This is a genomic window from Legionella sheltonii (assembly GCF_026191355.1).
GTDB classification, from domain to species: domain Bacteria; phylum Pseudomonadota; class Gammaproteobacteria; order Legionellales; family Legionellaceae; genus Legionella; species Legionella sheltonii.
Window position 1 is genome coordinate 338926 of the sequence record NZ_JAPHOQ010000001.1, and the last position, 22118, is coordinate 361043.

A 22118-nucleotide genomic window follows, 5' to 3' on the forward strand; every position below is an offset into this window, starting at 1 on the left:
TTAAGAATCATGTTACAACCTAAACGTACGAAATACCGCAAGCAGATGAAAGGCCGTAATAGAGGCTTGGCGCTACGCGGCAGCAACATCAGCTTCGGTGAATTTGGTTTGAAAGCTCTTGAGCGTGGTCGTTTAACAGCAAGACAAATCGAAGCAGCTCGAAGAGCAATGACACGTCATATTAAACGTGGTGGTAAAATTTGGATTAGAGTATTCCCAGACAAGCCTATTACACAAAAACCTTTAGAAGTAAGACAAGGTAAAGGTAAAGGTAGCGTTGAATATTGGGTTGCTCAAATACAACCTGGCAAAGTTTTATTTGAAATGGAAGGTGTATCCAGAGAGCTTGCGATGGAAGCTTTTGATCTGGCTAAAGCAAAACTTCCTTTCAAAGTTATATTTGAAGAAAGGAAGGTGATGTAATGAAAAAGATTGAAGAATTACGCAGCTTGTCCATAGAAGAACTGCAAAACGAATTGCTTTCATTGCGTAAAGAACAATTAAATTTGCGAATGAAGAAAGCAAGTGGCTCACTAGATAAAACACATCTCATCACCATGGTGCGTAAGTCAGTGGCAAGAGTTAAAACAATGTTGACTGAAAAGGCAGGTAATTGACATGTCTAATAGTGAATCAAATGCCAGAACAATGGTTGGAAAAGTAGTTAGTGACAAAATGGATAAGACCATAGTTGTGATGATTGAACGTTCTGTTAAGCATCCAAAGTATGGAAAAATTATGAAACGTAGAACCAAATTACATGCTCACGATGAAAATCAAGTATGCAAAATTGGTAATATTGTAAAGATCCGTGAGTCAAGACCACTCTCTAAAACAAAAAGCTGGGTATTAGTCGAAGTAATTTCTTAATCAACCCTGTTGATTTACTTTTAAAACCCTAAAAGGCCTGATATAATCAGCAACCTTTTTCTGGTCGAAATCAGAGCTGGAGTAAAAAATGATCCAAATGCAGACAGTGCTCGAAGTGGCTGACAATAGCGGAGCACGTAAAGTTATGTGTATTAAAGTGCTTGGCGGGTCGCACCGTAGATATGCCCGTGTAGGCGATGTAATTAAAGTAAGTATTAAAGATGCAATACCCAGAAGTAAAGTAAAGAAAGGTGCTGTAATGAAAGCTGTAGTAGTGCGTACAGCACAAGGCGTTCGTAGAGATGATGGCTCTTTAATTCGTTTCGATGGCAACGCAGCAGTACTTTTAAATAACCAAAACGAGCCAATAGGTACTCGTATATTTGGCCCCGTTACTCGCGAGCTACGAGAGAGATTTATGAAAATAATATCTCTGGCTGCAGAAGTTTTGTGAGAAGGATTTAGATATGAAACGTATTCAAAAAGGCGATGATGTAATTATAATTGCCGGTAAAAGTAAAGGTCATAGAGGTAAAGTCCTACGTGTCACTGAAAATGGCGTTGTTGTTGAAGGTGGAAACTTAATAAAGAAACATGTTAAGCCCAACCCACAAAAGCCTGAAAACAAGGGTGGAATTGTTACTCTTGAAGCGCCAGTACACGTTTCAAACGTTGCTCATTTTAATCCCAACACTAATAAAGCAGATAAAGTAGGATTTAAATTTATTGAGAGTAACGGTGTAAATACAAAAGTTAGATATTTTAAATCTGACAATGAAATAATTGACCGTGTTTAATTAGGTGGTTGAAATGGCAAGACTTAATGAATTTTATAAGAAAGAAATCATCCCAATGATGATGAAACGGTTCAACTATTCCAGCGTTATGGAAGTTCCTAAACTGCTCAAAGTCACTTTAAATATGGGTGTTGGTGAAGCTGTTGGTGATAAAAAGGTGATGAATCATGCTGTTGAAGATATGACTTTAATTGCTGGACAAAAACCTGTTGTTACTAAAGCAAGAAAATCTATTGCTGGTTTTAAAATTAGAGAAGGATGGCCAATAGGCTGTAAAGTAACACTAAGACGTCAACGTATGTATGAGTTTTTAGACCGATTAATTTCCGTGACTTTACCGCGTGTGAGAGATTTTCGTGGTTTAAATCCTAAATCTTTTGATGGAACTGGTAATTATAGTATGGGAATACATGAACAAATCGTATTTCCAGAAATTGATTACGACAAAACAGATGGTATCCGTGGTTTAGATATTTGTATTACTACAAGTGCTAAAACAAATGAAGAAGCTAAAGCTTTATTAGAAGCCTTTAACCTTCCATTGAAAGATAGAGATAAAAAATAAGGGTGAAATTGTGGCTAAAAAATCAATGCTTATAAGAGAGTTAAAGCGTAAAAAACTAGTAGATAAGCACAGTAAACGCAGAAACGAATTGAAACAATTGATTAAATCATCTGATGATTTTCAGGTAATTATGGATAGTCAGTTAAAGCTAGCAAAATTGCCTGTTAATTCAAATCCTGTTCGTTTCAAAACTCGATGCCAATGCTGTGGTCGTCCACATGGCGTGTATCGTAAATTTAGTCTTTGTAGAATTTGCTTAAGACAACAACTAATGGTTGGTAATATACCTGGCGGAAGAAAATCCAGCTGGTAATTTTTTAATTGGAGAACGATTGTGAGTATGCATGATCCAGTTGCTGATATGCTGACCCGAATTAGAAATGGTCAACAAGCAAAACATCAGCAAATAACTTTAACTTCTTCTAAATTGAAAGAAGAAATTGCTCGTGTTTTAAAAGAAGAAGGCTATATTGAAAACTTCTTTGTAGAACCACTAGATAATAATCTTAAATTAATGACGATAAAGCTGAAGTATTACCATGGCAGACCTGTTATTGAGCTCATTAAGAGAATTAGTAGACCTGGGTTACGAGTATATAAGTCTTATAAAGATTTAACCTCTATTCCTGGTTTTGGAGTGGCTATATTGTCTACATCTCAAGGTATAATGACCCATATATCTGCAAAGATGAAAGGCGTTGGTGGCGAAGTCATCTGTGAAGTGGCTTAATACTTGCGAGGAATAATATGTCTAGAGTAGCAAAAGCCCCAGTAGTTCAACCAGCAAATGTTGAAATAACAATAGGTGATGGTGAAATTACTGTAAAAGGGCCTAAAGGAACACTAACCCAAAAAATTAATCGGTTAGTAAAAGTAACTAAAAACAAAGATTCTAATCATGTTGAGTTTGCTCCTGCTGCAAATGATCCTAAAGCTTGGGCTCAAGCTGGTACGGCAAGAGCATTAGTGAATAACATGGTGAAGGGTGTAACCGAAGGTTTTGTTGTAACCTTGGAACTAGTTGGTGTAGGTTATAGAGCACAATCTAAAGATAAATCGATTAGCTTATCTTTAGGATTCTCTCATCCTATTGAATACCACTTACCAAATGGTGTTCAGGTTGAAACACCAAGTAATACAGTGATATTACTGAAAGGTGTTGATAAACAAATTTTGGGTCAAGTAGCTTCTGAAATAAGAGCATTTAGACCACCAGAGCCCTATAAAGGTAAAGGTGTTAAACTTGCTGGCGAGTATATTGCTCGTAAAGAAGCGAAAAAGAAATAAGGTTTAAGTCATGAATAAACACAACTCACGTGCTCGACGTGGATTAAAAGCAAAAGCACTGATTCGTAAATCGGGAAGAGCAAGACTAGTAGTTTATAGAAGTGGTTTGCATATTTACTCGCAAATTGTTCAAGCTGATACGCTTGGAGATAAAGTACTGGTAGCATGTTCAACTAAGGACAAAGAATTACGAGCTAACTTGACTGGTAAATGTAAAGTAGAACAGGCTAATCTAGTTGGGAAATTACTAGGTAAGCGTGCGAGTGAGCATGGCATTACTCAAGTTGCATTTGATCGTGCTGGTTATAAATATCATGGCCGAGTGAAAGCCCTTGCAGAAGGTGCGCGCGAAGCTGGATTAGATTTTTAAGGAACGATTATGGCATACGATGAATCATCACCAAAATCAGATGGCTACCAAGAAAAGTTAGTGTCGGTTAACCGTACCGCTAAAGTTGTCAAAGGAGGCCGTGTTTTTGGTTTCGCAGTACTTGTTGTCGTCGGCGACGGCAAAGGTAAAGTTGGCTTTGGTAGAGGTAAGGCGAGAGAAGTTCCAATTGCAATTCAAAAAGCAATGGAACAAGCAAAGAAAAATATGGTTTATATTCCACTTTCTGGATCAACTATTTTCCACGAAATTACTTGGAACTATGGGGCTTCTAAAGTATTTATGAAACCTGCTAGTGAAGGTACTGGAATTATTGCCGGTGGTGCGATGCGAGCCGTATTAGAAGTTTTAGGCGTGCAAAATATATTAGCTAAAAGTATTGGTTCAACCAATCCAAGTAATATTGTAAGAGCTACGATCGCTGCTTTAACTAATATCGGTACTCCAGATTATGTTGCGGCCAAGCGTGGTAAAACTGTTGAAGAAGTTATGGCGGGCTAATTATGGAAAAGAAAATTAAAATAACTTTGGTTAAAAGCATTATAGGCAGAAAACCAAAGCATATTTCTATAGTAAAACAATTAGGTCTAGGTAAAACTAATTCAAGCGTATCACATAATGATACGCCAGCAATCCGTGGTCTTATTAATATAGTAGATTACTTGTTGCTGGTTGAGGAGAGTGCATAATGAATTTAAATTCACTATCACCAGATCCTGGTTCAAGACGCCCTAAAAGACGCTTAGGACGTGGTATAGGATCCGGGCTAGGTAAAACAAGTGGTAAAGGACATAAAGGTCAAAAAGCGAGAGCTGGTGGTTTTCATAAAATTAACTTTGAGGGCGGACAAATGCCTATTCAAAGAAGACTGCCAAAAATGGGCTTTAAATCGCGAGTTAGTAAAACTGTAGATCAAGTATGTCTTAGTGAACTGGCAAAGCTTTCTGCTGATGTAATTGACTTAAATGTTTTACGTGAAGCGGGCTTAATAAACAGCTCTATTAAAGATGTAAAAGTTATTTTATCCGGTGAATTAACTACTGCCATCAAACTTAAAGGTTTAAGGGTCACTAAAGGAGCTCGTTTAGCCATTGAAGGTTTAGGCGGCAGCATAGAAGAGTGACTATGAAAAACCAAAAACATAATGCAAGCCAATCACGTGGTGGATTGGCTGAACTAAAATCAAGATTATTGTTCGTTGTTCTTGGTATTTTAGTTTATCGGTTGGGGGCTCATATACCTGTTCCAGGTTTAGACCCAGCACGGTTGGCTAACTTTTTTAATGAACAACAGAATACAATTTTTGGCTTATTCAATATGTTTTCTGGTGGTGCATTATCGCGTGTTACGGTTTTTGCAATAGGTATTATGCCTTATATTTCAGCGTCCATTATCATACAGTTGTTCTCAGTTGTGTCACCAAAACTTGAACAACTTAAAAAAGAAGGTGAGTCTGGACGTAGAAAAATAAACCAATACACCCGATATTTAACTCTAGTGCTTTCTGTGTTTCAATCTTTAGGGATGGCACGCTGGTTAGCTGGACAACAAATTGCACTTCAAGCTGACTTTTCATTTTACTTTACTGCAGTTGTAACTTTGGTTACAGGAACTATGTTCTTAATGTGGTTAGGTGAGCAAATTACTGAAAAAGGTGTTGGTAATGGAATTTCACTAATTATCTTTTCGGGAATTGTATCAAGCATGCCTACGGCAATTGCTTCTGTTCTTCAACAAGTTAAAGAAGGACAAATGCAAGCATTAACTTTGATCATTATTGCAGTGGTAGTGGTAGTTGTAACAGGATTTGTAGTATTTATGGAGCGCGCACAACGACGTATACGGGTTAATTATGCGCAAAGAACACAAGGTAGAAAGGTTTATGCTGCCCAAACAAGTCATTTACCTTTAAAGATTAATATGTCTGGTGTGATACCACCTATTTTTGCATCCAGTATTATCTTATTACCGGCAACTTTGGCACAGTTTTTCTCACATACTAAAGGTTTAGGGTGGCTTGCCGATGTAGGAATGGCATTATCTCCCGGACAGCCTTTATATTTAATAGTATATGCAGTTGCTATTATATTTTTTGCGTTCTTTTATGCAGCTCTGGTGTTTAATCCCAAAGATACTGCTGATAATTTAAAAAAATCTGGTGCATATATACCCGGAATTAGACCTGGTGAACAAACAACTAAATATATTGATGGTGTCATGACTCGTCTGACATTAGTTGGTGCAATTTATTTGGTTCTAGTTTGTCTTTTGCCTCAGATTTTGATGTATACATGGCATGTCCCTTTTTATTTCGGAGGAACGTCATTGCTGATTATCGTAGTTGTTATTATGGATTTTGTAGCTCAGGTACAAGCACATTTAATGACTCAGCAATATGATTCTTTAATGAAAAAGGCTAATTTTAAAGGTACTAAATTACCTGGTCTTTTATGATTTTTATCGGAGTTAAGAATGAAAGTAAGAGCATCTGTAAAGCGAATTTGTCGCAATTGCAAGATTATTAAAAGAAGTGGCACTATACGAGTTATTTGTAAAGATGCCAGACATAAACAAAAGCAAGGTTAAACTCTGCTTGATTTAATTTTATAAAAATAGTATTCTTCTGTCCCTTTCGACAGAACAAATAACGTTCGGAGAAGTTAATGGCTCGTATTGCAGGAGTAAATATACCTGATCACAAACATGTTGTGATTGCTTTAACAGCAATATATGGTATTGGTAAACCTACATCCTTAAAACTGTGTTCTGCAGTTGGTATTGAACCTTCTAAAAAGGTTTCAGAACTGACCGATGCTCAACTTGAGTCTTTAAGAACAGAAATTGCAAAAATAACAGTGGAAGGTGATTTGCGTCGTGTTGTGACGATGAACATTAAGCGCCTTATGGATCTAGGATGTTATCGTGGTCTAAGACACAGAAGAGGGTTGCCATTGCGCGGACAACGTACGAAAACTAATGCTCGTACACGAAAAGGTCGCAGAAAGGGCACTACCGTTTGATTTTTCATGTAGGAAAGTAAGATGGCAATAACTAAGTCAAAACAACAAAAAGTACGCAAGAAGGCGAAGCGTGTAGTATCTGATGGTATCGTACACGTTCATGCTTCTTTTAATAATACGATAGTGACCTTTACTGATAGACAAGGTAATGCACTGTGTTGGGCAACATCTGGCGGCTCAGGCTTTAGAGGGTCTAGAAAGAGTACTCCTTATGCTGCACAGGTTGCTACTGAGCGTGCTGCTGCTGTTGCAAAAGAATACGGTATGAAATCTGTGGCTGTTTTTGTTCATGGTCCCGGACCTGGAAGAGAATCCACTATTCGTGAATTAATATCACAGGATTTCAAAATTGTTGAAATTACCGATGTTACTGGTATACCTCATAATGGGTGTAAGCCACCTAAAAAACGTCGTGTATAAGACTCAGGAGTAATTAATGGCTAGATATCTTGGTCCAAAATGTAAGTTATCACGTCGTGAAGGTTGTGATTTATTACTTAAAAGCGGTGTCCGCGATCATAAGTCCAAATGTAAATCTGAAAAGTTACCTGGACAACATGGTGATAAAAAACCACGTATGAATGGTTATGGAATTCAGCTTCGAGAGAAACAAAAAATCAGAAGATTATATGGTGTTCTTGAAAAGCAATTCCGTGGCTATTACAAAATGGCTGCTCGTATGAAAGGTTCAACAGGTGAAAATCTGATGTCGTTACTTGAGCGACGTTTAGATAATGTTGTCTATCGTATGGGTTTTGCAAGTACACGTGCTGAAGCGCGTCAATTAGTTACGCATAAAGCGATACTTGTTAATGATAAAGTAGTTAACGTTCCATCATTCCTAGTAAAACCAGGTGATGTTGTATCTGTTCGTCAAAAGGCAAGAGCCCAAGGTCGTATCCAGGCTGCTTTAGCTTTATCAGAACAAAGAGCTGCATGCGATTGGATTACTGTAGATACTTCTTCTTTCAAAGGAACATTCTCTACAGCACCAACGTTAACTGACTTATCTTCAGACTACAACGTAAACTTAGTTGTAGAACTTTACTCTAAGTAAGCTCGGAGAAATAGCTGAATGTATACTGAAATCAATGAAATGTTGACACCTAATGTTCTTAAGGTCCAGGCAGAATCGCCCTATAAAGCTAAAATAGTTTTAGAGCCTTTGGAGCGCGGCTTTGGTCATACTCTCGGCAATGCTTTGAGACGTATCTTACTATCATCAATGCCTGGAAGTGCGATTACCGAAGTTTCAATTGATGGTGTTCTACATGAATACAGTACAATTGAAGGTGTACAGGAAGATGTCGTAGATATCTTACTGAACCTGAAGTTAGTTGCGACAAAAATGACAGTCGGTGAAGAAGCGATTGTAACACTAAGCAAGCAAGGTCCTTGTCAAGTTACAGCTGGTGACATTCAACTGACTCATGGATTAGAAATTATCAATCCAGAGTTGGTCATTGCTAATTTGAATGAAAAAGGCAAATTAAATATGACATTGAAAGTTGAACGAGGAATTGGTTTCCACAGTACTGATTCATTCATTAGACATTTCGATGATGAAGTAGAAAGAAAATCAGTTGGGAAACTTAAAATTGATAATAGTTTCTCTCCAGTTAAAAAAGTGGCTTATTATGTTGATAGTGCTCGTGTAGAAAATCGAACTGACCTCGATAAGTTAACTATTGAGTTAGAAACTAATGGGACTATTGATGCTGAAGAATCAATACGAATTTCTGCTAGTATTCTTCAAAGACAACTTCATGCTTTTGTAGACATGAAATTTGAAGAATCACGCGCAGATAATAAAGAACGCAATGATTTTGATCCTATTCTACTACGTTCTGTCGATGATTTAGAGTTAACTGTTCGTTCTGCAAATTGTTTGAAAGCAGAAAATATTCATTATATAGGCGATTTAGTACAAAGAACTGAAAATGAACTCTTAAAAACTCCTAACCTTGGTAAGAAATCTTTAACCGAAATTAAGGATGTTTTAGCTTCACGTTCATTATCGCTGGGTATGAAACTTGAGAATTGGCCGCCAGCAAATCTTGGCGAATAAAGTTTAGGAGTTTTGGTTATGCGTCACCGTAATTCAGGTCGTAGTTTTGGCCGTACAAGTAGCCACAGAAAGGCTATGTTTGCAAACATGTGTTGTTCTTTGATTGAGCATGAGTTGATAAAAACAACTCTGCCCAAAGCTAAAGATCTAAGACGTTATATTGAACCTTTAATTACTGTATCAAAAGTTGACTCAGTAGCTACACGTCGTCATGCGTTTGATATTTTGAGATCTAAGTCTGCTGTTGGTAAATTGTTTACAGATTTAGGACCCCGTTTTGTTGAACGTCCAGGTGGTTATGTACGTATCATTAAGTGTGGTTTTAGAGATGGTGACAACGCTCCTATGGCAATTGTTGAGCTATTAGACAGACCTGTAGTTAGTGATGAATCTGAAGAATAAATTTTAGTATCCTCACTAAATAAAGAACCCGCTTCATGCGGGTTTTTTTTACAAACATAATCCAGTTTATAGCCTGGATATGCAAATCAGTATATTGAACATTACAATGCTCCGTCGTGAATCAACGAATGTTAATATGTTTTATTAAAGTTATATCCAAGATTGTTTGTCGACGAGTAAATCACTTGGGATACCCCCCGTTTGTTCTGTTGATTTCGGCTCTAAAAGGAGAACATGGGTCTCTTCATGTGCAATCGGTTTATGTTCTACGCCTTTTGGTACAATATAAAATTCGCCTTCGTTTAAGATAACCATTTTATCCCTGAACTCAATGTTTAGAGTGCCTTTGACCACTAAAAACAGCTCGTCTTCATTCGCATGGCTATGCCAGATGAACTCTCCCTTGAATTTTGCAAGTTTGATATATTGGCCATTAAGCTCTCCAACAATACGTGGCGACCAAAACTCGCCAAAAAGTTTAAATTTTTGAACTAAATTTATTTTATCCATAGGCACCTCAATAGGATGAATGAGTGAAATATTGGTTAAAGATATAGTCTATATAACGGATTGTGCTACTCAATTCTAAATAATGAAAAGCAGGGTATCGAGTTGAGCGGCAGGAGAAGCCCTATTCCGGAAATTATTATGTCACTGAAACCCAGGTTATGGCTCAGGCCTCACCCAGGTTACAGTGTCAACAGAAAGCGCCTTATCAATAAGGGCAGTAAAACAAGAGATGAGGCTAATATTCAGATGAAATTAGAATGGGACATCATCATCCAATTGATCAAAAGCATCTTGTGGTACTTGAGCTGGTTGTTGTCTTGCAGCACTTTGATTGCTTGGCGCAAATTGAGCCTGTGGCATTTCATCAAAACTGGATGAACCAGCCCCTTTACTGTCTAACAATTGAATGTCATTTGCTACAATCTCTGTAGTGTATCTATCCTGACCCTGTTGATCTTGCCATTTTCTCGTTCTTAAACTGCCTTCAATATAGAGTTTAGAACCTTTACGGACGTATTCACCAGCGATTTCACCTAAGCGGTTAAAACAGACTACCCTATGCCATTCGGTCCGCTCCTGCTTTTCACCCGTTGCTTTATCTTTCCACGCTTCACTGGTAGCAATGGAAAGTGTAGTTACCGCATTGCCATTGGGTAAATAACGTACATCTGGGTCAACACCGACGTTACCAATTAAGATGACTTTATTTATACCACGTGCCATTTCTGATCTCCTGTATGCGAAAGTTAGGAGAAGAGTATACCTAATTTATATATCCCTTGCACTGATGTGTTGAGCTGAACTTTTAATTCCGTTTTTCTAAACAACAGCAAGCAGTGTTTGTTCTCAGTACTATCTTTGTGATTAATTTCTTGACTCTCACGTTACGTGATAGTTTACAATATTGGTTCAGGAGAAGATTAAGTGAGATATTACCAAATCAAAGAGATTAGCCAAATGACCTCATTAACAGTCAGGTCCTTACAATATTATGATGAAATTGGCTTATTAAAACCTACAAAGCGGTTAGCGAATGGATATCGTCTTTATTCTGAAATGGATTTAATGCGATTGCAGCAGATTACCACACTAAAATTTTTGGGATTTTCTTTGTCAACCATAAAAAGAATTATGGAAAATCCCAATTTTGATGTGATGACGTCGATAGGTATACAAGCACGTGAACTGACTGAAAAAGCAGCTCGAATTAATGAAGCGGCATCTCTTCTTAGTTATATTTCCAGCCAAATGGAAATGAATCAGCCGGTGAATTGGAAAAGTACCGCAAAAATAATAGAAATCTTGGAGTTGAATACAATGAATGATGAAGTTTTGCAAAAATATCAATCTGACGCGGAACAATCTGAATTAGGTAAAAAATCTGCTTACGATGAAACCTATAATCCAAATCGGTTATATCCTATCCCCAGGGCAGGAAAACGACAGGAAATTGGAGTGGATCCGACTCGATTACCTTTTTATGGGTTTGATTGTTGGAATCACTACGAAGTTTCCTGGCTTAATGCCAAAGGGAAACCTATGGTAGCGATTGCAGAATTATTTTATGAGTGCAACTCCCCAAACTTAATCGAATCAAAATCTTTAAAACTTTATTTTAATTCATTCAACAACACGCGGATTTCAAGTGTTAGTGAATTAGAAAATACGATCAAAAGGGATTTACAGGAGCGTGTTGGCGCAGAGGTTTGGGTTAAGATTCATCATATGGATTCTTCCGTTCAATTTTCCATACAACAGTCATTAGTGGGTGATTCGCTTGATCAGCTTGATATAGAATGTTCGGTTTATCTTGTTGAACCTGCATTTCTTTCTGTAAGCAATGAGGATGTTGAAGAAACTTTGTATTCAAATCTTTTAAAATCAAACTGTCTGGTTACCAATCAACCCGATTGGGGAAGCGTACAAATTGCTTACAAAGGCAAAAAAATTAATCGAGAGGGCTTATTAAAATATCTGGTTTCATATCGAAATCATAATGAGTTTCATGAGCAATGTATTGAACGAATTTTTGTCGATATTATGAATTATTGCAAACCAGAAAAGTTGACGGTCTATGGACGATATACAAGGCGGGGTGGCTTGGATATCAATCCCTATCGCTCTACTGAAAAGACCTCATTTACAGGTAAAAATTTGCGCTTGATTCGTCAGTAACGTAGTTTTGTTTGGCATCATCAGCTAAGAATTTGCAGTAGGTTGCTGCTCAGCCTCGCACCAACCTACATTGACGAATAATATGGGATTATTTAATCGACTAATTGATGCTGTTCTTGATGCCAGGCAGGACGACAAGAAATAAACAGTTGCATTGTTCCTTCCCAGTAATATTTTTCACCGGCCTCAATGATTACGGCATCGCCAGCAGATAATCTATATTCCATATGATTAACAACGAGTTTCCCTTCTCCCTGGAACACATAAGCTAATTCATTACATGCTAAATTGACGACGCGTCGTGTCTCAGGGTATCGACCTGATATTTTGGCTACAGCACAATCAAGCATGGGATCATTAAGATGATACTCAGTAACGTTACAAGATGCTGCGTTACTGTGCTCCGTGGCTTGATGTTTCAAAGAAATTTTCATTTATAGCTCCATTATTGGTGATTTCCGTGATAAATGATTTTTTCTGCACTGCCCTCAAGATAGCGCTCTCTATCCACACGCAGATAAATAACCTGTTCTTTTTCTGCGAATGCCACTTCAATTACCCCTTTAGCATTCAATAGTTGACTAATAATTTGTTCATTTTTTTGGAGCCAAGGAGAAGGTAAAATAAGTGTTGAAAAAGAAACGTTTGATTTCATTGGAAGAGAAATAAGTAACCATATAATACCTAAGATGGCATTAGTGATAAAAATACCCTGGCTGCTATTCCATTGATACAAAATACCTGCCAATGCCCCACCAAGAAAGAGTCCTAAAAACTGGCTGGTTGAATAAATACCCATAGCAGTTCCTTTATTATTAGGATTAGCCTGCTTGGATACTAAAGAGGGCAATACGGCCTCAAGGATATTAAAAGCAATAAAATAAATGAGCATGAGCAGACAGAGACTCATCCAATTTTGAAAGGTATAGGCCAATAATAATTGAGTCAAAGCCATTATGAATACGGATGAAAGAAAAACGCTTTTCATGCACTTTTTCTTTTCCGCGAGAATAATAAACGGGATCATGAGTATAAATGAAATGATCATAATGGGCAGATAAAAATGCCATTGTTGGGATAAATGGCCTTGTTCCACTTGCTTTCTTAGGATGAAGGGGATAGCAAAAAATGTTGCGGTGAGAATAAAATGCTGGCAGAAAATGCCAACATTAAGACGTTGCAGTTGCACGTTGGAAATAACTTGCTTGAATAAAGCGGGATTTGTTTCACTATCAACGTGAAAACGTTCATTTACAGGTTTGGGGATTACCAGATAAAGCAAGATGATCCCTGCTATTGCTAATAGAGTCGTTAAGGTAAAAATACCAGAGAGACCAAAATGGTGGGTAACAGCCGGACTCACAACCATAGCGAGGCTAAAAGAGGTGCCAATAGTCATACCAATGACTGCCATTGCTTTAGTGCGTTGCTCATCAGGGGTTAAATCCGCAAGTAAGGCAATTAAAACACTACCAATTGCACCTGTACCTTGTAAGGCTCTGGCAATTATCATCCCATAAATAGAATTCGTTAGAGCACCAAGTAGACTACCCAAAGCAAAAAGGAGTAAGCCTATGGCTATCATAGGCTTTCTTCCAACTTTATCGGAGAGCATACCAAAAGGCATTTGCAGGAGCCCTTGAGCAAGACCATAAATTCCTAGAGCAAACCCTACTAATGTCGGTGTTGCGCCTTGTAAATTTTCTGCATAAATACTAAATACAGGGATGAGTAAAAACAAACCCATCATGCGGAAAGAAAAAATCGCGGCTATAGGAAATACAGTTTTAAACCAGGAATGCTTCATTCATTAATATATGTTTATCTTTATCGTGTGCCGATAGTACAAAGTTAGCCTTCTAGAAACAAGATATTTAAAAATTTAATACACGAAACATTGCTTTATTGCTCAATAAAAATGAAAATGTAGTTTTTTGTAATTGTTGGTCAATTTCCGCGCTACACGGACTATGATTTATGGGCTGTCACGAGGGTATTGCATCAACACTACTTTTTTTAATCAAGTGAAGTTAATGAGGAATATTCCATGAGTTTGGTTTTTGCAGGTAAAGTTGGATTAATTACTGGCGGGGCACGAGGCATCGGCAAGGCAACTGCATTAAAGTTAGCTCAAGCAGGAAGCGATATAGCCATAGTTTATTACAACAGTTCTGATGAAGCTCAATCTTTAGTCGAGGAAATCCAGGCTATGGGACGCAAAGCGGTTGCTCTGCAAGCGAATGTTGCCGATCATCAATCGGTAAAAGAAATGCTTGCTCAATTCCGTACACATTTTGATCGCCTTGATTTTTTAATAAGTAATGCTGCAAGCGGTGTTTTAAAGTCAGCACTTAAGATGTCTACCAAACATTGGCGCTGGTGCTTGGAAACTAATGCTCTGGCGTTAAATCATTTGGCAACAGAAGCACGTTCATTGATGCCTAAAGGCAGTCGAATTATTGCTTTATCAAGTCTTGGTGCGTCTCGAGCTATTCCTAATTATGCATTTATTGGTGCATCTAAAGCGGCTCTTGAAGCTTTAGTGCGTTCTTTAAGCCTTGAGTTGGCTGTTGATGGTATTACAGTGAATACTGTTTCTGCTGGAGTAGTCGATACCGACGCATTGAAGCATTTTCCAAATAGAGAACAGCTGCTCGATGAATATCAGGCGCACTCATTGAGCGATAGACCCTTGACCACTCAAGATGTGGCCAATGCCATTTATCTCTTATGTTTGCCTGAAGCAGCCATGATTAATGCGCATACTTTATTTGTTGATGCAGGGTATAGTCAAGTTGGTTAATACCTTATCATTCTTAACTTTATGCCTTTAAAAAAATGTATGGTATAATTTCGGGCTTTGTAAATTAGCTATCTCTGAGGAAAAAATATGAATGTAGCAGACGTTTATCCTAAAGTTAGGGAAATTGTTGCTGATGTGCTAGTGATTGATGTAGAAGAAGTATCTCTTAACAGTCGGTTGATAGCAGATCTGGGCGCAGAATCCATTGATTTTCTTGATTTGGTATTCCAATTAGAGAAAGAATTCAAAATTAAAATCCCTCGTGGCCAATTAGAAAAAAATGCACGTGGTGATTTAGCAGAAGATGAATTCGAGAAAGGTGGCATTATTACCGAAAGGGGTTTGAAGGTATTGCAAAATTACTTAAGTGAAGTTCCTGCTGAGCAATTTAAGCCCAATATGAAAGTCAATGAAATACCTATGCTATTTACCATTGAAACATTTTGTAAATTAGTTGTTGCGGCAATCAAAGAACAACAAACTGCTGGATCTGAAGCTTAATTCGGGTGTTTTTTTAAATTCAAGGTTAATAGGGCTTAATAAATACTGATGAGATTCTTATTCGTTGATCGTATAGTGGAGTCATCTCCTGGTCAGGTGATCCGGGGAATCAAACATGTTACCCCCAATGATACATGCCTCACAGTTGATGAGCAGGGACGACCCTGTTTTATCCCCTCATTAATCGGAGAGACCCTAGGGCAATTGGCTGCATGGAATGTGATGGCGCTACAAGAGTTTACCTGCAGACCTGTGGCAGGTATTGTTGCTAAATCTTCCATGCATCGGCCCGCCTATGTAGGTGAAACTTTATTACTTGAGTCGTTTATTGAGCACTTAGATAGTTCAGTAATGCAATATCATAGTGAAGCGAGAGTAGGTAATGAGCGTGTTTTCAGTATTGAAGGCGCCTTAGGCCCTCTACTCCCTATGAATGATTTTATCGATTTAGATGAAGTGAAACAGCAATATTCCGAAATTAATCGACCAGGTGATTGGTTAGCTATCAGTAAGGAGAGCGCACCAATATTGAGTGACAATCTGATTATGGATTTGAACTTGCCCGTAGTGTCCATGACGTTTGACCGAATTCGCTCCAGCCAACCAGGGGTTAGTTTAACCGCAGAAAAAAGAATATCACGAGCGGCCCTTTATTTTGCAGATCACTTCCCCAAAAAACCGGTATTACCTATGACGGTATTATTGGAATGTAAATTAAATTTGGCGCATGAATTTATTCGGCGTGCAGGGTATGCAGTAGACTATCAAGTGAGCGAGTGTCGCAAAATAAAAATGAATGAGTTTGTCTATCCAGGTGATGTTCTTGAATGTTTTGTAACGGTCAAAAAGCACACTGAAGATGAATTAATTCTTGCTTATCGTAGCGAGGTTGCAGGTAAACGTGTTTGTGTGGTCGATGTAGTGCTTATTCCCAGAGGTAAATAAAAGTGAAAAAAAGACGAGTTGCGATTACAGGTATGGGAGCTGTTTCTCCTTTAGGGCTTGATGTTCAGTCTACATGGTCCAATTTATTGGAGGGGCGTTCAGGTATTTCTAAAATCAAACAATTTGATGCCAGTGCTTTTCCAACCGATATTGCGGCTGAGGTGAAGAATTTTTCGCTTGCTCCTAATTTAACTACCAAACGGAGTCGCTTTTCCGTGTATTTTACCCGCTATGCGCTTGAAGCAGCGCAGCAAGCTTTTGATGATGCAGGGATTTTGCCAACAGCGCAAACTGCAGCACAGTGGGGGGTTGTTACCGGCAGTGGGATGATGACTGCTGAATTTGATTACTTAGCTCGATTTCAAGAAATTTGTGCCCCAAATGGCGAAGCAGATTGGGCGAGTTTGCTGGCGAATACGCAAGAATTTTATAGATTATCTGATTTCGGTAAAACAACGCCAAATTCAGGCCTTTCTTTGTTGATCCAACAATTTGGCATCAGAGGTTATGCTTCCTCGGTGCATACCGCTTGTGCATCAGGTGGACAAGCACTAGGGTTGGCAATGCAAGTAATTCGTCGGGGTGAAGCTGATTTTATGCTGGCTGGAGGATTTGATTCAATGATTAATCCTTTGGGATTATCCAGTTTTTGCTTATTAGGTGCTTTATCTACTTATAACAGCACGCCTGAAACAGCAAGTAGACCTTTTGATGGAACACGCAATGGTTTTGTTTTAGGAGAAGGGGCTGCTTTTTTAATTCTGGAAGAATGGAGTAAGGCAAAAGCGCGAGGCGCTCATATTTACGCAGAATTAGCCGGCGAAGGTAATTCACTAAGCTCTTATCGAATTACTGATTCGCATCCAAATGGCGATGGGGCAATACAAGCAATTGAGCGTGCTCTTCAGGATGCTGGAGTCCAAGCTTCTGATGTGGATTACATTAATGCACATGGTACCTCAACCAAAATGAATGACTTAAGTGAAACGAATGCCATTAAAGCAGTTTTTGGAGAGTCTGTCGCAAACTTGCCTGTGAGTTCGACCAAAAGTCAAACCGGACATTTGATTGCTGCGGCCGGTGCGCTAGAGGCTGTTTTATCAGTTAAATCCATAGAGCAAGCAACGATACCCAAAACCGCCAATTTAACTACCCCTGACCCAGAGTGTGATTTGGATTATGTGGTTGATGGACCGCGTGAACGTTCTTTGGGAGTGGTTCTCTCCAATTCATTTGGATTTGGTGGCTCTAATAGTTGCTTGTTATTTAAGCATCCTGAATTTGAAGGAGCGGGTATATGAGTCAGAGTAACAGAGTATTTATTACAGGACGAAGTGCACTAACTGCTTCAGGCGCTACTGCGGATGCAACCTGGGATGCAATTCTTTCAGGTAAAAATGGAATTGCTGAAATAACTCACTGGGATTTATCGCAATGGCCTCATCGTTTGGGTGGTGAGTTAAAAGAATTTAATCCAGCAAAAATGCTACCTGATCGCAAGTTGATGAAAGTTATTTCACGGCAGGATGTAATGGGAATTCATGCTGCAGTACAAGCAATCGAGCACAGTCAAATGATTGCTTATCGTGATACTCTTGAAGACCCTAATTCATTTAATGAACAAACGGCTGTTTTCGTCGGTTCACCAGGGAATAAATATTTTCAACAATATGATTTTTTACCTTTGCTCGCAAAAACGCAAAGGAATATGCACCAATTTGCACAACATCTATTTGAAACAGTTCATCCGATGTGGTTATTACGCATATTGCCTAATAATGTTCTTGCCTACACAGGGATAACCTATGAATTTAAAGGCCCCAATCATAATGTAACAAACCATGCGGTTGGCGGAACACAAGCTTTATTGGAAGCCTATCATGCTATTCGCAGTGGTCAGGCAGAGCGAGCGGTTGTGGTTGCCTATGATATGGCTACTGAACCTCAAGCCTTATTTTACTATGAGCAATTAGGGGTATTAAGCAATCAACACTTAAAACCTTTTGATGAGTCGCATGATGGTACGATTTTGGCCGAAGGTGCTGCTGCTTTAGTATTGGAAAGTGAGGCCAGTATGCGGGCGCGCTCAGCCACGTGCTATGGTGAAGTTATGGGTGGATTATCAACCACTGAAGCTGAAGGGTTGTTTTCTCTCGATACAAGTGGACAGCAACTTGCTGAGTTGATACATCGTACTTTAGAATGTGTTGAATTAAATCCTAATGACTTAGGCTTTATTGTCGCGCATGGTAATGGGAATAGTAAGTCGGATTATAGTGAATCTCAGGCGATACAAAGTGTTTTTGCCGAACAAGAAATTCCTGTAACGGCATTCAAATGGTCTATGGGGCATACTATATGTGCTTCTGGTTTGATTGACACAGTAATGGCTACTTATGCACTCTCTTCTCAGTGTGTACCCGGTATAGCGAATTTGCAGAAGGTTGCACCCAGTTGCCAAGGATTGTCCGTAAGTACGGAGCATCAAGCGTTAAAACGTGGTCCTTATGCACTGACGATCAATCGAGGATTTGCCAGTATGAATGCCTGTTTGGTGATTAAAGCTTGTGACTGAATTAGAACAAAAAATTAATGAATTGCCTCTAAGTTTACTTGGCCGATTCGTCTATAAGTTTTTGCCTTATAAGCGAAAAGTCGTGATGGCAAATATTGATCGTGTTTTTGGCGAGCAATTGAATAGCACCCAAAAAAAACGACTTGCTACATCCTACTACACACATTTGCTTAAGTCCTTTAAAGAAGCCATTCAATTGCGTTTTATGTCCGAAGGGGATTTACGCAATCTGGTAGAGGTGCGCGGCCATGAACATATGCTGGCAGTTGTAGCACAACAAAAAGGAGTTTTAGTCCTAACAGGACATTTTGGCAATTGGGAGGTTGCACCCATTGGTGGTGTTTTAAATTTTAAAGAATTTCAAGGTCAGTTTCATTTTATTCGTCGAACCTTGTCAATTAAATTTATCGAACGAAGTTTATTTAAACAGTACTACCAAGTCGGCTTAAATGTGATTCCTAAAAAGAATTCTCTCGATAAGGTTTGTGCTGCTTTGGAAAAAAATCATGCAGTAATTTTCGTTCTCGATCAACATGCCTCACTGGCCAACCGAGATGGTATCGCTGTTGAGTTTTTTGGCGTGAAAGCAGGAACTTACCGTAGCCTTGCAACCCTATCTCGTTATACCGGAGTTCCTGTAATTCCAGCTGCTGGATATAGATTACCCAATGGGAAGCATGTCCTGGAGTTTTATGATCCCATTCCATGGAAAGATTATGATTCAGCTCAAGAGTCTCTTTATTATAATACGTTAGCTTATAATCAAGCATTAGAACGGATTATTTTGGCTCATCCTGAACAGTGGAATTGGATGCATAAACGTTGGAAACTCAAGTCGTAATCGTTCCTTTACTGTTTATTATCGTTTTAAACGATTCAATATGCTCCACTTCAAAGGCCTCTTCTTCCGCTAGTTCAGGCTTTTTCATTTTGGCAAAAAAACCCTCAGCCCAACTCAAGGCACTTTGTGCATATACAGTTGCTTCGCATGTATATTTGGAGAGTATTTTACCTGCGCTTGCTACAAAATCACTTGTTTCCGAGCTTGGTGCCGGTTTTTTACAGGGAACAACTACTAGTTCTGGCATGAGCTCATCCAACTCATCAGAAATATATTGCAGTTGATCAGAATCTTCGTTGACCTGTGAAAGTAATGAATCAATCTCTTCACGTGATTTTTCTTTTAACATCAGCTCTAAAAGTCGAAATTGATTCATGACGAATGGATTCTGGTTGTCCTTTAGCCAATGATAAATGCTTTCATTCTCTTCCCTATGTTTCATTACATAATGGTATAACTTATGCAATTTTTGTCGGGTAATTAACTCACTCTTAGGCATTGTTTGTAGCGAAAATCTATCGAGTGCTTTAATGATTTCTGCAAATTTTTCTTGTGTTAAAGGAAGGGCAATTTTGTTCAACAAATCCAGAAGCATTGTTTCTGATTCTTGCGCTGATTCGGTACTTTTTGTTCGGCTTAAGGAAGAAGAGTTATTGTTTTCTTCTACATAGTATGATGTTGGTGCAACAAACTCGGGTGAATTGGGTTTAAAAAATCCGGTCCACCCATATATCCAACATCGTTTAATCCAGTTAATTAAATCAGAAAAAAATCCATACTCATTAGAGAATTTTAATTCTACTTGTGCTTCAGAGAGGGCTTGTTGAGCAATTTGAATAATTTCCTGATTTTTTTCAGTGTTAAGATTTTTTAGAGCCAAGGTACATAAGTCAATGACTCGTTGATGATTTTCTTTTCCACCACGGAGGCCAAAATAACGAATAACTCTCTTTGCATCAAATAAAAATAAGTGATAAATGATTTGTTCATCAAAAAAAACAGGATGGCTTAAAAAGGCTGAAAATATGGTTTCTTTTACCGCTTGGTCTATTTCGGGACGTTTTAACATGAAGCCAATGTGGTGGATTGCTTTGTTGCGCGTGATGACGTCTACAGAACGCTCATAAAACTCCATATAATCATTAAGCAACTTAAGAATGGGTTCCACACTGCCTTTATAGTGTAATAAAAAATACTCAAGGCAATTAATTGACTTGCCCCGTTGAACCAACTCTTTTATGAATGGACTTTCATCAGGGGGTATTGATGGTCTTTGTTCTTTTGGAATTCCGGGGATGGAAGGATTTAAATGAATATTTTGGAGCATCCTCGGCATATTGATTCGTTTATTTTGATAAAATAATGCCGCATTCCCTTCTAACGCATTGGTTCGTAAATAGCGATTGGTTAAGTACGCGGTTTTAGATGCTAATTCCTTAAATGCAAGCTTATCATTTAAGAAAAAAAGGAGTTCTACTGCTTCTAATGAGAACGGGTAATTTTTAGCTAACAGTTTTTTCGTTAATTGATTAATATAAAATGCATAGGTTTTATTATAATGACCATTAAGATAGAGGCGTATTGCCAACATCAAATGAGATTCTTCGTGCGCATGGTCGAGAAACCTATTAGGAAGGTTATGAAATAATCCTAAATTCTCAATGATATTAACCACCACTGCTTTTTTTTGGCTCGGTTCCATTTTACCTAATTCGTCAATAACATTTGGACCTGCGATATTCATAAAATGAGCCAAGATGTAATGAGCATTAGGCATTAAGGCAAAATGATTAATCCAATAAGTAAGAACCTTGTGTCTTTCATAGAGAGGGTATCGTTCAAGAAGGGCCTCTACTTGGACTTTAGTCAATTGATGAAAATGAGGAACAGAACAAAGAATACTAATCGCTGACTCGGGTTCTAGTTTGTCAATCAATTGGGGTGAGAGAGTTTTTAAGTCTAATTGATGCACGAGAGCATTAAGACGTGAAGGGATATGATGATCTTGATGGGTTAGCCTGTTTAATAATGAGTCACCTTTTAAACAAGATAAATATTCTTTTTGGCTTAATAAGTAAATAATTAAGAGCGATTTTATCTGCGGATTTTTAACAATTTGAATGCACTCGAGAATATTTGGGATAGTCAATTCGCCTTCCTCAATAGTCGTTAAAAAGTGGGCCTGGCTTTTTGTATCCTTATTAATTTCCGTTAAATATTCTAGGTTTCCCATAGCCGCTTTGAATAAGTCAAAACTTTGAATTTTGCTTCCTGTCATGACACTCTCCTTTTAACCAAGCACCCATTTCCAAATAGATTTCTTGCAATACTCTATCGTAGCGACAAACTAATTTATCGAGCAGGTGCCTGA

Annotated in this window: 32 protein-coding genes and 1 pseudogene; 28 read left to right on the forward strand and 5 right to left on the reverse strand. The window is 38.3% G+C overall.

The annotated features are described in order from the left end of the window. The first annotated feature begins 9 nt into the window (after window positions 1-9). The 20 genes from rplP (at window position 10) to rplQ (ending at window position 9397) form a co-directional block, all read left to right on the forward strand. Complete coding sequence (gene rplP / locus OQJ26_RS01520) at window positions 10-423, forward strand: 50S ribosomal protein L16 (protein ID WP_003633085.1); 414 nt, start codon at window positions 10-12, stop codon at window positions 421-423. Then, a complete protein-coding gene (gene rpmC, locus OQJ26_RS01525) occupies window positions 423-617 on the forward strand; it encodes a 50S ribosomal protein L29 (RefSeq protein WP_265702124.1) in 195 nt (64 codons plus the stop codon). The genes rplP and rpmC overlap by 1 nt, the downstream gene beginning before the upstream one ends. A 1-nt stretch (window position 618) precedes the next feature. After that, window positions 619-870 (forward strand): 30S ribosomal protein S17, encoded by a 252-nt coding sequence (gene rpsQ / locus OQJ26_RS01530; protein WP_010654824.1) that lies wholly within the window; start codon window positions 619-621, stop codon window positions 868-870. 88 nt (window positions 871-958) lie between these two features. Next, the gene (gene rplN / locus OQJ26_RS01535) at window positions 959-1324 is read left to right on the forward strand and encodes a 50S ribosomal protein L14 (protein WP_006872243.1); all 366 of its coding nucleotides are present in this window, start codon (window positions 959-961) and stop codon (window positions 1322-1324) included. 13 nt (window positions 1325-1337) lie between these two features. Further along, a complete protein-coding gene (rplX, locus tag OQJ26_RS01540; protein ID WP_265702125.1) occupies window positions 1338-1667 on the forward strand; it encodes a 50S ribosomal protein L24 in 330 nt (109 codons plus the stop codon). 13 nt (window positions 1668-1680) lie between these two features. Next, window positions 1681-2232 (forward strand): 50S ribosomal protein L5, encoded by a 552-nt coding sequence (gene rplE, locus OQJ26_RS01545; RefSeq protein WP_028381385.1) that lies wholly within the window; start codon window positions 1681-1683, stop codon window positions 2230-2232. Window positions 2233-2242: 10 nt separating this feature from the next. Next, entirely contained in the window at window positions 2243-2545 is a 303-nt protein-coding gene (gene rpsN / locus OQJ26_RS01550) for a 30S ribosomal protein S14 (protein ID WP_265702126.1), read from the forward strand. A 27-nt stretch (window positions 2546-2572) separates the two neighbouring features. Then, on the forward strand, window positions 2573-2962 hold the full coding sequence (rpsH, locus tag OQJ26_RS01555; protein ID WP_197718080.1) for a 30S ribosomal protein S8: 390 nt from the start codon (window positions 2573-2575) through the stop codon (window positions 2960-2962). Window positions 2963-2979: 17 nt separating this feature from the next. After that, window positions 2980-3519 (forward strand): 50S ribosomal protein L6, encoded by a 540-nt coding sequence (gene rplF, locus OQJ26_RS01560; protein ID WP_265702127.1) that lies wholly within the window; start codon window positions 2980-2982, stop codon window positions 3517-3519. 10 nt (window positions 3520-3529) lie between these two features. Next, window positions 3530-3889 (forward strand): 50S ribosomal protein L18, encoded by a 360-nt coding sequence (gene rplR / locus OQJ26_RS01565; protein WP_265702128.1) that lies wholly within the window; start codon window positions 3530-3532, stop codon window positions 3887-3889. A 9-nt stretch (window positions 3890-3898) separates the two neighbouring features. Next, the gene (gene rpsE, locus OQJ26_RS01570) at window positions 3899-4408 is read left to right on the forward strand and encodes a 30S ribosomal protein S5 (protein WP_028381380.1); all 510 of its coding nucleotides are present in this window, start codon (window positions 3899-3901) and stop codon (window positions 4406-4408) included. A gap of 2 nt (window positions 4409-4410) precedes the next feature. Further along, window positions 4411-4596, forward strand: coding sequence for a 50S ribosomal protein L30 (gene rpmD, locus OQJ26_RS01575; protein WP_028381379.1), 186 nt, complete (start codon window positions 4411-4413; stop codon window positions 4594-4596). Next, entirely contained in the window at window positions 4596-5030 is a 435-nt protein-coding gene (rplO, locus tag OQJ26_RS01580; RefSeq protein WP_265702129.1) for a 50S ribosomal protein L15, read from the forward strand. Before rpmD ends, rplO begins: the two co-directional genes overlap by 1 nt. 2 nt (window positions 5031-5032) lie before the next feature. Beyond that, the gene (gene secY, locus OQJ26_RS01585) at window positions 5033-6361 is read left to right on the forward strand and encodes a preprotein translocase subunit SecY (RefSeq protein WP_265702130.1); all 1329 of its coding nucleotides are present in this window, start codon (window positions 5033-5035) and stop codon (window positions 6359-6361) included. Window positions 6362-6379: 18 nt separating this feature from the next. Further along, complete coding sequence (gene rpmJ / locus OQJ26_RS01590; protein ID WP_010946099.1) at window positions 6380-6493, forward strand: 50S ribosomal protein L36; 114 nt, start codon at window positions 6380-6382, stop codon at window positions 6491-6493. 77 nt (window positions 6494-6570) lie between these two features. Next, window positions 6571-6927, forward strand: a complete 357-nt coding sequence (gene rpsM / locus OQJ26_RS01595; RefSeq protein ID WP_019233380.1) for a 30S ribosomal protein S13 — start codon at window positions 6571-6573, stop codon at window positions 6925-6927. A 21-nt stretch (window positions 6928-6948) separates the two neighbouring features. After that, window positions 6949-7347, forward strand: coding sequence for a 30S ribosomal protein S11 (gene rpsK, locus OQJ26_RS01600; protein WP_003633055.1), 399 nt, complete (start codon window positions 6949-6951; stop codon window positions 7345-7347). A gap of 16 nt (window positions 7348-7363) precedes the next feature. Further along, window positions 7364-7984, forward strand: a complete 621-nt coding sequence (gene rpsD / locus OQJ26_RS01605; RefSeq protein WP_265702131.1) for a 30S ribosomal protein S4 — start codon at window positions 7364-7366, stop codon at window positions 7982-7984. 18 nt (window positions 7985-8002) lie between these two features. Next, on the forward strand, window positions 8003-8995 hold the full coding sequence (locus OQJ26_RS01610; RefSeq protein ID WP_028381374.1) for a DNA-directed RNA polymerase subunit alpha: 993 nt from the start codon (window positions 8003-8005) through the stop codon (window positions 8993-8995). 18 nt (window positions 8996-9013) lie between these two features. Continuing rightward, window positions 9014-9397: a 50S ribosomal protein L17 gene (gene rplQ / locus OQJ26_RS01615; RefSeq protein WP_265702132.1), complete on the forward strand. Its 384-nt coding sequence runs from the start codon at window positions 9014-9016 to the stop codon at window positions 9395-9397. 150 nt (window positions 9398-9547) lie between these two features. Here the strand turns inward: rplQ and OQJ26_RS01620 are convergent, their stop codons facing one another. After that, window positions 9548-9907 (reverse strand): cupin domain-containing protein, encoded by a 360-nt coding sequence (locus OQJ26_RS01620; RefSeq protein WP_265702133.1) that lies wholly within the window; start codon window positions 9905-9907, stop codon window positions 9548-9550. Window positions 9908-10159: 252 nt separating this feature from the next. After that, the gene (ssb, locus tag OQJ26_RS01625; RefSeq protein WP_265702134.1) at window positions 10160-10630 is read right to left on the reverse strand and encodes a single-stranded DNA-binding protein; all 471 of its coding nucleotides are present in this window, start codon (window positions 10628-10630) and stop codon (window positions 10160-10162) included. 234 nt (window positions 10631-10864) lie between these two features. Here ssb and OQJ26_RS19430 point away from each other — a divergent pair. Together OQJ26_RS19430 and queF are read left to right on the forward strand one after the other, a co-directional pair. Continuing rightward, window positions 10865-10984 (forward strand): annotated as a pseudogene (locus OQJ26_RS19430) (MerR family DNA-binding transcriptional regulator); the annotation flags it as partial. A 240-nt stretch (window positions 10985-11224) separates the two neighbouring features. Next, window positions 11225-12082 (forward strand): NADPH-dependent 7-cyano-7-deazaguanine reductase QueF, encoded by an 858-nt coding sequence (queF, locus tag OQJ26_RS01630; RefSeq protein ID WP_322783952.1) that lies wholly within the window; start codon window positions 11225-11227, stop codon window positions 12080-12082. Window positions 12083-12174: 92 nt separating this feature from the next. Here queF and OQJ26_RS01635 read toward each other — a convergent pair whose 3' ends face one another. Further along, window positions 12175-12516 (reverse strand): cupin domain-containing protein, encoded by a 342-nt coding sequence (locus tag OQJ26_RS01635; protein ID WP_265702136.1) that lies wholly within the window; start codon window positions 12514-12516, stop codon window positions 12175-12177. An 11-nt stretch (window positions 12517-12527) separates the two neighbouring features. Continuing rightward, window positions 12528-13889, reverse strand: a complete 1362-nt coding sequence (locus tag OQJ26_RS01640) for an MFS transporter (protein WP_265702137.1) — start codon at window positions 13887-13889, stop codon at window positions 12528-12530. A gap of 240 nt (window positions 13890-14129) precedes the next feature. Between OQJ26_RS01640 and fabL the strand changes: the two genes are divergently transcribed. The 6 genes from fabL to OQJ26_RS01670 all read left to right on the forward strand — a co-directional run bounded on the left by fabL (window position 14130) and on the right by OQJ26_RS01670 (window position 19747). Next, window positions 14130-14885: an enoyl-[acyl-carrier-protein] reductase FabL gene (fabL, locus tag OQJ26_RS01645; RefSeq protein ID WP_265702138.1), complete on the forward strand. Its 756-nt coding sequence runs from the start codon at window positions 14130-14132 to the stop codon at window positions 14883-14885. An 87-nt stretch (window positions 14886-14972) separates the two neighbouring features. Further along, entirely contained in the window at window positions 14973-15386 is a 414-nt protein-coding gene (locus tag OQJ26_RS01650; protein WP_265702139.1) for an acyl carrier protein, read from the forward strand. A gap of 48 nt (window positions 15387-15434) precedes the next feature. Beyond that, entirely contained in the window at window positions 15435-16331 is an 897-nt protein-coding gene (locus OQJ26_RS01655; RefSeq protein ID WP_265702140.1) for a 3-hydroxyacyl-ACP dehydratase FabZ family protein, read from the forward strand. Window positions 16332-16333: 2 nt separating this feature from the next. Further along, window positions 16334-17632 (forward strand): beta-ketoacyl-[acyl-carrier-protein] synthase family protein, encoded by a 1299-nt coding sequence (locus tag OQJ26_RS01660; protein WP_265702141.1) that lies wholly within the window; start codon window positions 16334-16336, stop codon window positions 17630-17632. After that, the gene (locus tag OQJ26_RS01665) at window positions 17629-18906 is read left to right on the forward strand and encodes a beta-ketoacyl-[acyl-carrier-protein] synthase family protein (protein WP_265702142.1); all 1278 of its coding nucleotides are present in this window, start codon (window positions 17629-17631) and stop codon (window positions 18904-18906) included. Before OQJ26_RS01660 ends, OQJ26_RS01665 begins: the two co-directional genes overlap by 4 nt. Then, complete coding sequence (locus OQJ26_RS01670) at window positions 18899-19747, forward strand: lysophospholipid acyltransferase family protein (RefSeq protein ID WP_265702143.1); 849 nt, start codon at window positions 18899-18901, stop codon at window positions 19745-19747. Before OQJ26_RS01665 ends, OQJ26_RS01670 begins: the two co-directional genes overlap by 8 nt. On the opposite strand, the gene OQJ26_RS01675 is transcribed toward OQJ26_RS01670, so the two are convergent. Beyond that, complete coding sequence (locus OQJ26_RS01675) at window positions 19737-22025, reverse strand: hypothetical protein (RefSeq protein ID WP_265702144.1); 2289 nt, start codon at window positions 22023-22025, stop codon at window positions 19737-19739. The two genes, OQJ26_RS01670 and OQJ26_RS01675, sit on opposite strands and share 11 nt — an antisense overlap. Window positions 22026-22118: the final 93 nt, after the last annotated feature.